This window comes from Streptomyces sp. NPDC007189, assembly GCF_040703635.1.
Taxonomy (GTDB): Bacteria; Actinomycetota; Actinomycetes; order Streptomycetales; family Streptomycetaceae; genus Streptomyces.
Window position 1 is genome coordinate 454,169 of sequence record NZ_JBEYEY010000003.1, and the last position, 12,689, is coordinate 466,857.

The following is a 12,689-nucleotide window of genomic DNA, read 5'->3' on the forward strand; positions in this document are numbered from 1 at the left end:
AAGAGGGCGGCGGATGAGCACTCACCCCCCGACGGACGTCCTGGTGCTGGGCGGGGCCGGCGTCGACACGATCATCCATGTCCCCGAGCTGCCCCTGCCGTACGCCGACAGCTACATGATCGACTCCGGGATCCGCACCCGGGCCGGGCAGACCGGCGACTTCGTCGCACTGGGCCTCGCCGCGCTGGACCTGCGCACCCACCACCTCGACCTGCTCGGCGACGACCCGGAGGGCGACCTCGTGCGCGCCCTGCACCGCGAGCACGGCATCGGACTGACCGCGCTCCCGCAGCCGGCGGGCACCAAACGGGCGGTCAACCTGGTCGGCCCGGACGGCCGCCGCCTGTCCCTGTACGACACCAGCCGCGCCCGCCCCGGCGACCGCTTCCCCCCGGAGCTGCTGCGCATGCTCGCCGGGGCGAGCCGGCACGTGCACGTGACGATCACCCAGCCCTGCGCCGAGGCCCTGCCGGCGCTGATCCCCACGGGCGTGAGCCTGTCCACGGATCTGCACGACTGGGACGGCGAGAGTCCGTACCACGAGCCGTTCGCCCACGCCGCCGACATCGTCTTCCTCTCGGCCGCCGCGCTGCCCGACCCCGAGCGCACCATGCGGCGCATCGCCGAGCGGGGCCGGGCCGAGGTGGTCGTCGCCACCGCCGGAGCCGAGGGCGCGTATCTGCTGGCCGACGGCGAGCTGTCCCGGGTGCCCGCGGTGGCGCCGCCCGCACCGGTGGTGGACTCCAACGGCGCGGGTGACGCCTTCGCCGCCGCGTTCCTCTACGGCCGCCTCGCCGGCGAGCCTCCCGAGACCTGCGCCCGCTATGGCGCGGTCGCGGGCGCTCACGCCTGCACGGTCCCGGCCTCCCGGGTGGAGTCGATAGGCCGGGCCGAGCTGCTCGAGCGGGCGGCGCAAGGCAGAGAAGGCAGACCTTGAGCCGGCCTGCGGTCAGTGCCCGCGGTGGTGGACTCCAACGGCGCGGGTGACGCCTTCGCCGCCGCGTTCCTCTACGGCCGCCTCGCCGGCGAGCCTCCCGAGACCTGCGCCCGCTACGGCGCGGTCGCGGGCGCTCACGCCTGCACGGTCCCGGCCTCCCGGGCGGAGTCGATAGGCCGGGCCGAGCTGCTCGAGCGGGCGGCGGAAGGCAGAGAAGGCAGACCTTGAGCCGGCCTCCGGTCAGTGCCCGCGCGCGTCGTGGAGGCCGTTCGTCGCCTGGATCTTCTTCCACGACTTCGGCTGGGCCGCCTTCGTGTCCGCCGTCGCCAGGGACGCGGCGCGCGCCGCGGGCGCGGCCGGCTTCGACGGCTGGTACAGCCAGGTGTCGAACAGCGAGGCGAGCGGCTTGCCGGAGACCTGCTCGGCGTAGCGCTCGAAGTCGGCCACCGAGGCGTTGCCGTAGGCGTGCTCCTTCGGCCAGCCCTTCAGGATGCGGAAGAACGCCTCGTCCCCGACCGCGTTGCGCAGTGCCTGGATGGCGAGCGCCCCGCGGTCGTAGACGGCGATGTCGAACTGGTCGTCCGGGCCGGGGTCGCCGGGCTTGACCGTCCAGAACGCGTCGTCGGCCGGGTGGGAGGCGTACACGTAGTCGGCGAGTTCCTGCGTGGTGCCCTCGCCCTCGTGCTCCGACCACAGCCACTGCGCGTACCGGGCGAAGCCCTCGTTGATCCAGATGTCCTTCCAGCCCTTGAGCGACACGTCGTCGCCGTACCACTGGTGGGCCAGCTCGTGTACGACCACCGAGGTGTTGGAGCCGTTCGCGAACTGCTTGGGGCTGTAGTAGACCCGGGTCTGGGTCTCCAGCGCGTAGCCGGTGGTGGTGTTCGGGACGTATCCGCCGGCCGTGCTGAACGGATACGGCCCGAAGTAGCCGCTCAGCCAGTCCACGATCTCCCCGGTGCGCTCCACGCTCGCCCGCGCGGCCCCGTCGTCGTCGCCGAGGTCCTTGCTGTAGGCGTTGACGACCGGCACCCCGCCCTCGGAGGTGCTCGTGGTGATGTCGAACTTCCCGAGGGCGAGAGTGGCCAGATAGGTCGCCTGCGGCTTGTTCTGCCGCCAGGTGTAGCGGGTCCAGCCCAGCTTCGAACTCGTCGACTGGAGCGTGCCGTTGGAGAGGGCCTGCGTGCCGTCGGGCACGGCCACCGACACATCGTAGGTGGCCTTGTCGCTCGGGTGGTCGTTGCTCGGGAACCACCACCACGCGGCCTCGGGCTCGTCGGCCGCGACCGCGCCGTCCGGGGTGCGGTGCCAGGTGGTGAAGCCGTAGGCGCTCTTCGTCGACGGCACCCCGCTGTAGCGGACCACCACCGTGATCGGCGTGCCCTTGGCCAGCGGCGTCTTCGGCGTGACCACCAGCTCGTGCTGCTGGGCGTGCGTGAAGGCGGCCTTCGCGCCGTTGACCCGCACCTCGCTCACGTCCAGCAGGAAGTCCAGGTCGAAGCTGGACAGGTCCTGCGTGGTCCGCGCCAGGATCGTCGCCGTGCCCTGCAACTCGTCCGTCTCCGGCTGGTACTGGAGCCTCAGGTCGTAGTGCGAGACGTCGTAGCCGCCGTTGCCGTAGTACGGGTAGTAGGGGTCGCCGATGCCCGGCGCGCCGGGGGAGTAGCTCGCGGCCGATGCCGGGATCGCCAGCAGGAGGGAGGCCGCCGCCAGTGCGCCGGGCGCGATGATTCTGCGGTGCACGTCAGCTCCAAGTCGTCGGGACGAAAGGTCCGTTCGGAAGATTCTTCGAGAACCTGTCCGGAGCCTATTCAGTCCCTGTGGCCGCCGGCCTGTCCATGGCACCTGCTGTCACACGATCGCCATTCAGCCGTCACGAGCCCACGGATCGCCGCGAGTCCCTCTTCTGTACGGGAGTTGACCGCAGTACCGTCCGCGCATGCCGACACGCATCCTCCTCCGCACGCGCTCCACGATCTGGAGAGCGCTCGCGACCGCGGTCGTCGCCGTCCTGACGGCCGCGTTCCTCACCCCGACCGCCGCCCGGGCCGCCACCGCCACGAGCCCTGCCCCACGGGAGAGCCGGCCCGTCTACTCCTACGCCCACGCCATCCGCGAGTCCGTATGGGTGGACACCGGTCTCGACGAGGACGGCGACGGCAGGACCGACCGCGTCGCCGCCGACATCGTCCGGCCGTCCGAGCTCGCCCGCCAGGGTCACCAGGTGCCCGTCATCATGGACGCGAGCCCCTACTACTCCTGCTGCGGACGCGGCAACGAGAGCCAGGTCAAGACGTACGACGCGCACGGCCGCGTCGTCCAGATGCCGCTGTTCTACGACAACTACTTCGTGCCCCGCGGCTACGCCTTCGTCGGCGTCGACCTCGCCGGCACCAACCGCTCCGACGGCTGCGTCGACGTCGGCGGCCGCTCCGACGTCCAGTCCGCGAAGGCCGTCGTCGACTGGCTGAACGGCCGCGCCACGGCGTACACCAGCCGGACCGGGACGAAGACCGTCCGGGCCGGCTGGACCAACGGACGGACCGGCATGATCGGCAAGAGCTGGGACGGCACGATCGCCAACGGCGTGGCCGCCACCGGCGTCAAGGGCCTGAGGACCATCGTCCCCATCAGCGCCATCTCCTCCTGGTACGACTACTACGTCGCGCAGGGCGCCCCGCTGTACGACGGCGGCCCCGACGAGCTGGCCGGATACGTCGAGAGCGACGCGGCGCACACCCACTGCGCGGCCGTACAGAAGAGACTCGCCGACGGCAGCCCGCGCAGCGGCGACTGGACCCCGCTGTGGACCGAGCGGGACTACGTCAAGGACGCGGCCAAGGTGCGCGCCAGCGTGTTCCTGGTGCACGGGATGCAGGACCTCAACGTCCGCACCAAGCATGTCGGGCAGTGGTGGGACGCCCTCGCCCGGCACGGCGTCGCGCGCAAGATCTGGCTGTCGCAGACCGGGCACGTCGACCCCTTCGACTACCGGCGCGGCGCCTGGGTGGACACCCTCCACCACTGGTTCGACCACGAACTCCTCGGCTACGACAACGGCGTCGACCGCGAGCCGATGGCCGACATCGAACGCCACCCCGACCAGTGGGTCACCTCCCGGGTCTGGCCCCCGCGGACCACCAGCACCGCTGTCCTCCACCCGGCCCCGGGTAACCAGGCGGGCGTCGGCACGCTCGGCCTGCGCCCGGCCGGCGGCACGGAGACCTTCACCGACGACCCGAAGCTGAGCGAGACCGACTGGGCGTCCCGCCTCACCACGCCGACCCCGGAGAAGGCGGGCTTCCTCACCGCACCGCTCACCCACGACCTGCGCCTGTCCGGCTCGGCCACGGTCACGGTGACCGCGACCCCGACCACCGGCTCGGCCCACCTGTCCGCCGTCCTGGTCGACCTCGGCCCGGACACCATCCGCGACTACGCCGACTCCGGGGAGGGCATCACCACGCTCACCTCCCGCAGCTGCTGGGGTGGGAGCACGGCCGGGGACAGCGCCTGCTTCAAGAAGACGGCGGCCAAGACGACCAAGGTCGACTACACCGTGTTCAGCCGGGGCTGGGCCGACCTCGGCCACTACGCCTCCCTCGGCAAGAGCGCTCCCCTCACCCCGGGCCGGGCGTACACGATGACCCTGCGGTTGGCGGCCACGGACCATGTCGTGCCCAAGGGGCACCGGCTGGCGCTGATCGTCGCCGGCACGGACAGGGACCTGATCGACCCGCCGTCCACGAAGCCGACCCTGACGGTGTCCCTGCCGGGTACGACGGCGAGCCTGCCACTGGCCGGCGGCGCGGCGGCGTTCGCCCGCGCCACGGCGGACAGCGCGGTGGCGCAACCGGGGCCGACGGTTCTGAAGGGAGTCCGCGCAACGAAACCGGCTCGGCACGTCCCGCTGGGCTGACCGGGGGTGCGTCGTGGGGGTGCGCGACCATCGCCGGCTTCGGGTCCGCTGTGGCTGGTCGCGCCCGCGCGGCGGAGCCGCATATCGACACAGCCCCGCGCTCCTTGGGGAGTTGCAGTGCCGTCGCTTCCTTCAAGCACCCGGGAACGCCAACCCCGCCGCCTCCCGGGCGCACCCCCACGCCACCGTCACCCCGGCGCCGCCGTGGCCGTAGTTGTGGACCAGCACGCGTCCGTCGGGCAGCGGCTGCCGTTCCAGGCGTACCGCGTCCCGGGCCGGGCGGAGCCCCACGCGATGGTCCAGCACCCTGGCCTGGGCGATCTCCGGTCGGATCTGTGCGCAGCGGGCGATGATCGCCGCAGCGGTGGCCGGGTCCGGGGCCAGGGACCAGTCGTCCTCCTCCGCCGTGCCGCCGAGCAGCAGCCCGCCCGGCTGCGGGATGAAGTACGTGGACGCGGCGGAGGAGTGGTCGACGGAGGTGAGCCAGCTGGTGATCCCCGGGTTCTCCACGACGACCAGCTGCCCGCGCACCGGACGCACCGCCGGGTCCGGCACCAGCGAACGCGCGCCCAGGCCCGTGCAGTTGACGACGACGGGCGCCGGCACCGCGGCGAGGTCGGTCACCTCGCGCGCCTCCACCACGCCTCCCGCCTTCGCGAGCCGCTCCCGCAGCCACGCCAGATGCACCGGCATGTCGATCACCGGCAGCCGTGCGGCCAGGCCGTCGGGCACCGCCCGCAGGCCCGGCACCCGGCCCGCCCAGGTGCCCAGTTCGTCCAGCCGGGACCCCCGGTGTACGCCGTCGACCAGGCGTACGCCCGTCTCCTCAGGCCGGTCCGCCCCCTCCTCGTACACGGCGAGGGACTCAAGCGCCCAGGCGCCCACCAGCGGCTCCGGTTCGATGCGGTACGGCCACCACAGCCCGCCGGCGACCGCCGAGGTCGTACGCTCGGCCGGCTCACGCGCCCACACTCGTACCCGGCGCCCGGACTCGGCCAGCACCACGGCCGTCGTCAGCCCGGCGACCCCGCTTCCGACCACGATCACTTCGTCATTCGGCTCGCTGTCCACGCCAGGACGATAGATCCTGTCCGGCCGACTCTGACATGCCGCGCTCACATCGCTGTCCGTGTGGGGATACTCACAGCATGTCTGCCGCATACGCCACCTTCGGCCTGGCACCGGCGATCCGCGCCGGCGGTGTGCTCGCCGACGGCGGCTACCAGCTCCACCGTGACTTCGTGGACTTCGTCGTGGACGGCCGTCCGCTGCTGTACCGGCTGTCCGACCTGGACGCCGTCTCCCCGCTCGCCTCGGACGTCCCGCCCGCCATCTTCGCCGCACACGTGCGCGCCCTGCTGCTGGAGGCCGAACCGCCGCTCCCCGGCGGACGGTTCGTCCTCTACGGCTGCCCCGAGTGCGCGGACCTGGCCTGCGGAGCGGTCACCGCCGTCATCCGGCGCGACGGCGAGGACTACATCTGGCGGGACTTCGCCTGGCAGACGGACGAGCACGCCGACCTGGAGCTCAACGGCTACCACGGCATAGGGCCCTACCGGTTCCGGGGCGCCGAGTACCGGGCGGCGCTCGGCGCCCTGATGGACGGGGCCGCCGCGCCCCGCCGCCGGGTCCTGCTGATCGGCGCCCGGGTCGCCGTGCTCGCCAGGCTGGCCGCCGCGCTGCGCACCATCGGCATCGGCGCCGACATCACGGACGATGCCCGGGCCGTCCCCGCCGAGGAACTGCGCGGCTACGGCGCCGTCGCCTTCGGCCGCGCGGTCGGCGAGGCCGAACGGGCCGCCGTACTGGAGGCGTTCGAGCGGGCCGGGGCCGAGGTCGCCCGGGTCGACGGCCTGGCGCCGATCGTGCCGCTGCTGGTGGCCCAGATCGAGCACGCCCTGGACCGCGGCCCGCTCGCGCGGCGCCGGCTCACCGAGTTCGCCGCCGCCGACGGCTGCGCGGACGTCGAGGTGACCTCGGCCTGCCGGGTGCGGATCACCGCCTACCGCCTCGACCGGCTGCACCGCACCCGCAGCCGCGAGGTGTTCGACGGCGTCCTGGAGCCCGGCCGGCACCGCCTCCCGCTGGACCCGCGGGCGGTCAGGGGAGAGGCGTACCTCGTGGCGCGCACGGCGGGAGGCGTGCTCACGGCACCGGTCACCGGGGGACAACGCGGCTGAGCCGCGGACGCCCGGCCCATTAGGATCGGCGTCCTGATGACTGCCACACTCGTCGTGAAGAACCTCGCCGCCGGGCACGGCGACCGCTCCCTCTTCTCCGGGCTCGACCTCGTCGTCGCCCCCGGTGACGTGATCGGTCTCGTCGGCGCCAACGGCGCGGGCAAGTCCACCCTGCTCAGGCTGCTCGCCGGGCTCGCCCCGCCCGAGCAGGGCGAGCTGCGGCTGTCCCCGCCGGCCGCGACCGTCGGCCATCTGCCGCAGGAGCCGGAGCGCAGGCCGGGCGAGAGCGTCCGGGAGTTCCTGGCCCGGCGCACGGGGGTCGCCGAGGCCCAGCGCGTCATGGACGAGGCCACGCAGGCGCTCGTGGACGGGCTGCCCGGCGCCGACGACGCCTATGCCACCGCCCTGGAGCGCTGGCTGGGTCTCGGCGGCGCCGATCTGGACGAGCGCGCGGAGGAGGTCGCCGACTCCCTCGGCCTCGCCGTCGGCCTGGACCAGCCGATGACCTCGCTGTCCGGCGGCCAGGCGGCCCGGGCCGGCCTCGCCTCGCTCCTGCTGTCCCGCTACGACGTGTTCCTCCTGGACGAGCCCACCAACGACCTCGACCTGGACGGCCTGGAGCGCCTGGAACGCTTCGTCACCGGGCTGCGCGCGGGCACGGTCGTCGTCAGCCACGACCGCGAGTTCCTCGCCCGCACGGTCACCAAGGTCCTCGAACTCGACCTGGCCCAGCGGCGGATCAACCTCTACGGCGGCGGCTACGAGGCCTACCTGGAGGAGCGTGAGGTGGCCCGCCGGCATGCGCGGGAGGAGTACGAGGAGTTCGCCGACAAGAGGACCGCGCTCCAGGACCGCGCGCAGATGCAGCGGGCCTGGATGGACAAGGGCGTGAAGAACGCCCGGCGCAAGGCGGGCAGCGACAACGACAAGATCGGCCGCAAGTTCCGCAGCGAGGCCAGCGAGAAGCAGGCCGCCAAGGCGCGGCAGACCCAGCGCATGATCGAGCGCCTGGAGGTGGTCGAGGAGCCGCGCAAGGAGTGGGAGCTGCGCATGGAGATCGCCTCCGCCCCGCGCTCCGGCGCGGTCGTGGCCACCCTGCGGGACGCCGAGGTGCGGCGCGGCGACTTCACCTTCGGCCCGGTGTCCCTGCAGATCGACTGGGCGGACCGGGTCGCGGTGACCGGGGCCAACGGCGCCGGCAAGTCCACCCTGCTCGGCGCCCTGCTGGGCCGGGTCGCGCTGGACTCCGGGCACGCCGCGCTGGGCTCGGGCGTCCTGGTCGGGGAGGTCGACCAGGCCCGGGGGCTCTTCCACGGCCCCGAGACCCTGCTGGACGCGTTCTGCGCGGCCGTGCCCGACACCGAGCCGGCCGAGGTGCGCACCCTGCTCGCCAAGTTCGGCCTGAAGTCCGGCCACGTGCTGCGCCCGGCCGCGACCCTCTCGCCGGGCGAGCGCACCCGCGCGGCCCTGGCGCTGCTCCAGGGCCGGGGCGTCAACCTCCTGGTCCTGGACGAGCCGACGAACCATCTCGACCTGCCCGCGATCGAGCAACTGGAGTCGGCCCTCGACTCCTACGAGGGCACCCTGCTCCTGGTCACCCACGACCGGCGCATGCTGGACGCGGTCCGGGTGACCAGGCGCCTGGAGGTCGCCGGCGGCAAGGTGACGGAGCGGTAATCCCCGCCCCCCCGAAGGGGCGCGGGGCTGTGCCGATATGCGGCTCCGCCGCACGGGCGCGACCGGCCCACCACCGGTCGGCCGGCGGACACGGCACTCTCCGCATGGAAGGGCGCCTTGTCAGCCGACCGAGGCGGGTGGCCGGGTGGGACGACCGCCTCCGAAGCCCCGCAGGGTCACCGCTTCTTCGGATCCAGCAGGCCCGCCCGGCGCAGTGCGTCCGCCATCGCGCTGTTGGCCGGCGCCGGCGCCTGGCGGCCGCCGCGGTCGCCGCCGCGGCCCTCCCGCCGGCCCTGCCCGCCGCCCTGCCGCTGCTGGGGCGGCCGGGCGCCGCGCTGCTGCCGGCCGCCGCCCTGCCCTGTCTGCGCGGCGGCCTCGTCGTCCAGGCGCAGGGTCAGCGCGATCCGCTTGCGCGGGATGTCCACGTCGAGGACCTTCACCTTGACGATGTCACCGGGTTTGACGACATCGCGCGGGTCCTTGACGAACGTCTTCGACATCGCCGAGACGTGCACCAAACCGTCCTGGTGGACGCCGACGTCGACGAACGCGCCGAACGCGGCCACGTTCGTCACCACGCCCTCCAGGATCATCCCGGCCGACAGGTCGGAGATCTTCTCCACGCCCTCCTTGAACGTGGCCGTCCGGAACGCCGGACGCGGGTCGCGGCCCGGCTTCTCCAGCTCCTTCAGGATGTCCGTCACGGTCGGCAGACCGAACGTGTCGTCCACGAAGTCGGCGGGCTTCAGCGAGCGCAGCACGCCCGTGTTGCCGACGAGGGAGGCCACCTCCTGGCCGGTCGTCTTCACCATGCGGCGCACCACCGGGTAGGCCTCGGGGTGCACGCTGGAGGCGTCCAGCGGGTCGACGCCGCCGCGGATGCGCAGGAAGCCCGCGCACTGCTCGTACGCCTTCGGGCCGAGCCGCGCCACCTTCTTCAGCTCCGCGCGGGACTTGAAGGGGCCGTGGGCGTCCCGGTGCGCCACGATGTTCTCGGCGAGGCCGGAGGAGATGCCCGACACCCGCGCGAGCAGCGGCACGGACGCCGTGTTGACGTCCACGCCGACGCCGTTCACACAGTCCTCCACGACCGCGTCCAGCGAGCGGGACAGCTTCACCTCCGACAGGTCGTGCTGGTACTGGCCGACGCCGATGGACTTCGGGTCGATCTTCACCAGCTCGGCCAGCGGGTCCTGCAGGCGCCGGGCGATGGAGACGGCGCCGCGCAGCGACACGTCCATGTCCGGCAGCTCCTGCGAGGCGTACTGCGAGGCCGAGTACACCGACGCGCCCGCCTCGGACACCATCACCTTGGTGAGCTTCAGCTCCGGGTGCTTGGCGATCAGTTCACCGGCGAGCTTGTCGGTCTCGCGGGAGGCCGTGCCGTTGCCGATCGCGATCAGCTCGACCGCGTGCTCCTTGGCGAGCCGGGCCAGCTTGGCGAGGGCCTCGTCCCACTTGTTCGCCGGGACGTGCGGGTAGATCACGTCGGTGGCGACGACCTTGCCGGTCGCGTCGACGACGGCGACCTTCACGCCCGTACGGAAACCGGGGTCCAGGCCCAGCGTCGCGCGTGTGCCGGCCGGGGCGGCCAGCAGCAGGTCGCGCAGGTTCGCCGCGAACACGTTCACCGCCTCGTCCTCGGCGGCCGTACGCAGCCGAAGCCGCAGGTCGATGCCGAGGTGGACGAGGATCCGGGTGCGCCAGGCCCAGCGGACCGTGTCCGTCAGCCACTTGTCGGCGGGACGGCCCCGGTCGGCGATCCCGAACCGGTGCGCGACGATGCCCTCGTACGACGACGGGCCCTGTGTGGGCTCCTCGGGCTCCAGGACGAGGTCGAGGACCTCCTCCTTCTCGCCGCGCAGCATCGCCAGGATCCGGTGCGAGGGCAGCTCGGTGAACGGCTCGGCGAAGTCGAAGTAGTCGGCGAACTTCGCGCCCGCCTCCTCCTTGCCCTCGCGCACCTTGGCGGCCAGCCGCCCGCGCACCCACATGCGCTCGCGCAGCTCGCCGATCAGGTCGGCGTCCTCCGAGAACCGCTCGGTGAGGATCGCCCGCGCGCCCTCCAGCGCGGCCTGCGGGTCGGCGACGCCCTTGCCGGCGTCCACGAACGCGGCGGCGGCCGCCAGTGGCTCCACGCTCGGGTCGCTGAGCAGGCCCTCCGCCAGCGGCTCCAGGCCGGCCTCGCGCGCGATCTGGGCCTTGGTGCGCCGCTTGGGCTTGTACGGGAGGTAGATGTCCTCCAGGCGCGCCTTGGTCTCGGCGCCCCGGATCCTCGCCTCCAGCTCGTCGGTGAGCTTGCCCTGCTCGCGCACCGACTCCAGGATCGCGGTGCGCCGCTCCTCCAGCTCCCGCAGATAGCGCAGCCGCTCCTCGATCGTGCGCAGCTGCGCATCGTCGAGCATCTCGGTCGCTTCCTTGCGGTAGCGGGCGATGAAGGGCACGGTCGAACCGCCGTCGAGCAGTTCCACCGCGGCCCTCACCTGCCGCTCCCGTACGCCGAGTTCCTCGGCGATCCTGCCTTCGATGGATCCTGCTTCGATGGATCCGGGTGTCGTCACGATCCCGTACCGCCTTCTCCACTGAGGTTGCGCGGCAATTGTGGCAGGTGACACCGACAACCGGGGATCAGGGCGGCGCGTGGCGCACGCCGGGGCAGGACTCAGGCACGGCCCCCGTGCGCGGACGACGAGGCCCCGCCGAACAGCCGGGCGACGGCGCGGAACGGCAGCGTGACCACCGTGGCGATGGCGCCGCCCACCTGGCGCAGGACGTCTGCGATGGCAGCGAACACGAAAATCCTCCTCCTGTAGGTCGACTGGCCCCCGGGTACCGCACCGGCCGCCCCTTCATGCCCGGCCGCCCCTGCTCCCTCGCCATGGCAGGAAAGGTGGGAAACGCGTCATTGCGGCCATCCGCGGGGCGGCGAAGAATCGGGGACATGCCGCAGCGAACGCTTCTCCTCGTCCTCTTCGACGGCGTCCAGAGCCTCGACGTCACCGGGCCGCTCGAGGTGTTCGCGGGCGCGGAGAAGCACACGCCGGGCAGCTACCGGATCCGTACGGCCTCCCTGGACGGCGGCCCGGTGCGCGCCTCCAGCGGCCTGACCCTCGTACCGGACGAGGCGCTGCGCACCGCGGCCGACCCGCACACCCTGCTGGTGCCGGGCGGCGAGGGCACCCGCCGCCCCGACCCGCGGCTGATCGACTGGCTGCGGGAGCGCGGACCGCGCGCACGGCGCCTGGTCTCGGTGTGCACGGGCGCCATCCTGGTCGCCGCCGCCGGACTCCTCGACGGCCGCCGGGCCACGACCCACTGGGCGTACTGCGACACACTCGCCCGCGACCACCCGGCCGTCGCCGTGGAACCGGAGCCCATCTACGTCCGGGACGGGCACGTCGCCACCTCGGCCGGGGTGACCTCGGGCATCGACCTCGCCCTCGCGCTGGTCGAGGAGGACCTGGACCGGGACGTCGCGCTCGCGGTCGCCCGGCACCTCGTGGTCTTCCTGCGCCGGCCCGGCAACCAGGCGCAGTTCAGCGCCCAGCTCGCCGCGCAGACCGCCCAGCGCGCGCCGCTGCGGGAGGTCCAGCGCTGGATCACCGAGCATCCCGCGGGCGATCTGACGGTCGACGCGCTCGCCGCCCGCGCCCGCCTGTCACCGCGCCACTTCGCCCGCGCCTTCCGCGAGGAGACCGGCATGACACCCGGCCGCTACGTCGACCGGGTCCGCCTGGAACACGCCCGCCGGCTGCTGGAGGACAGCCCGGCCGGCATCGAGGAGGTCGCCCGCGCCGGCGGCTACGGCACCCCCGAGGCCATGCGCCGCGCCTTCGTCAAGGCGTTCGGCACGTCCCCGGCGGAGTACCGCCGCCGCTTCCGCCCCGCCCCGGCCCGCTGAGGCGGGACCGGCCACCACCGAACCACCACCGTTCGCTTCCTCGGCGTGCCCCGCCGAGGCGGGCCGGCGCCGCCG

At 73.3% G+C, this 12,689-nt stretch carries 9 protein-coding genes and 1 pseudogene; 6 read left to right on the top strand and 4 right to left on the bottom strand.

What is annotated here, in order from left to right:
• Positions 1–13: 13 nt before the first annotated feature.
• Positions 14–937, top strand: coding sequence for a PfkB family carbohydrate kinase (locus tag AB0950_RS08160; RefSeq protein ID WP_366778102.1), 924 nt, complete (start codon positions 14–16; stop codon positions 935–937).
• Positions 938–961: 24 nt separating this feature from the next.
• Positions 962–1,165 (top strand): annotated as a pseudogene (locus tag AB0950_RS08165) (PfkB family carbohydrate kinase); the annotation flags it as partial.
• Positions 1,166–1,177: 12 nt separating this feature from the next.
• Here the strand turns inward: AB0950_RS08165 and AB0950_RS08170 are convergent.
• Entirely contained in the window at positions 1,178–2,680 is a 1,503-nt protein-coding gene (locus AB0950_RS08170; protein WP_366778103.1) for a M1 family metallopeptidase, read from the bottom strand.
• A 196-nt stretch (positions 2,681–2,876) separates the two neighbouring features.
• Here AB0950_RS08170 and AB0950_RS08175 point away from each other — a divergent pair, with 196 nt between their 5' ends.
• Positions 2,877–4,856: a Xaa-Pro dipeptidyl-peptidase gene (locus AB0950_RS08175; RefSeq protein WP_366778104.1), complete on the top strand. Its 1,980-nt coding sequence runs from the start codon at positions 2,877–2,879 to the stop codon at positions 4,854–4,856.
• Between the two features lie 132 nt (positions 4,857–4,988).
• Here the strand turns inward: AB0950_RS08175 and AB0950_RS08180 are convergent, their stop codons facing one another.
• Positions 4,989–5,927, bottom strand: coding sequence for an FAD-dependent oxidoreductase (locus AB0950_RS08180; RefSeq protein WP_360156844.1), 939 nt, complete (start codon positions 5,925–5,927; stop codon positions 4,989–4,991).
• 77 nt (positions 5,928–6,004) lie between these two features.
• Between AB0950_RS08180 and AB0950_RS08185 the strand changes: the two genes are divergently transcribed.
• Positions 6,005–7,036, top strand: a complete 1,032-nt coding sequence (locus tag AB0950_RS08185; RefSeq protein ID WP_366778106.1) for an oxidoreductase — start codon at positions 6,005–6,007, stop codon at positions 7,034–7,036.
• Positions 7,037–7,072: 36 nt separating this feature from the next.
• Positions 7,073–8,713: an ABC-F family ATP-binding cassette domain-containing protein gene (locus AB0950_RS08190; RefSeq protein ID WP_360156838.1), complete on the top strand. Its 1,641-nt coding sequence runs from the start codon at positions 7,073–7,075 to the stop codon at positions 8,711–8,713.
• A gap of 176 nt (positions 8,714–8,889) precedes the next feature.
• Here AB0950_RS08190 and AB0950_RS08195 read toward each other — a convergent pair whose 3' ends face one another.
• Both AB0950_RS08195 and AB0950_RS08200 read right to left on the bottom strand, forming a co-directional pair.
• Entirely contained in the window at positions 8,890–11,274 is a 2,385-nt protein-coding gene (locus tag AB0950_RS08195; RefSeq protein WP_366778107.1) for a Tex family protein, read from the bottom strand.
• Between the two features lie 101 nt (positions 11,275–11,375).
• Positions 11,376–11,507 (bottom strand): LPFR motif small protein, encoded by a 132-nt coding sequence (locus AB0950_RS08200; protein ID WP_330336682.1) that lies wholly within the window; start codon positions 11,505–11,507, stop codon positions 11,376–11,378.
• Between the two features lie 147 nt (positions 11,508–11,654).
• Here AB0950_RS08200 and AB0950_RS08205 point away from each other — a divergent pair, with 147 nt between their 5' ends.
• Positions 11,655–12,614 carry a GlxA family transcriptional regulator gene (locus AB0950_RS08205; protein ID WP_361988984.1) on the top strand — a complete coding sequence of 320 codons (960 nt, stop codon included), beginning with the start codon at positions 11,655–11,657 and terminating at the stop codon, positions 12,612–12,614.
• Positions 12,615–12,689: the final 75 nt, after the last annotated feature.

What these genes read in the sequence shown, in the direction of transcription:
- AB0950_RS08160 (WP_366778102.1), top strand. Translation starts at nt 14, where the DNA reads ATGAGCACTCACCCCCCGACGGACGTCCTGGTGCTGGGCGGGGCCGGC.
- AB0950_RS08175 (WP_366778104.1), top strand. Translation starts at nt 2,877, where the DNA reads ATGCCGACACGCATCCTCCTCCGCACGCGCTCCACGATCTGGAGAGCG.
- AB0950_RS08205 (WP_361988984.1), top strand. Translation starts at nt 11,655, where the DNA reads ATGCCGCAGCGAACGCTTCTCCTCGTCCTCTTCGACGGCGTCCAGAGC.
- AB0950_RS08185 (WP_366778106.1), top strand. Translation starts at nt 6,005, where the DNA reads ATGTCTGCCGCATACGCCACCTTCGGCCTGGCACCGGCGATCCGCGCC.
- AB0950_RS08190 (WP_360156838.1), top strand. Translation starts at nt 7,073, where the DNA reads ATGACTGCCACACTCGTCGTGAAGAACCTCGCCGCCGGGCACGGCGAC.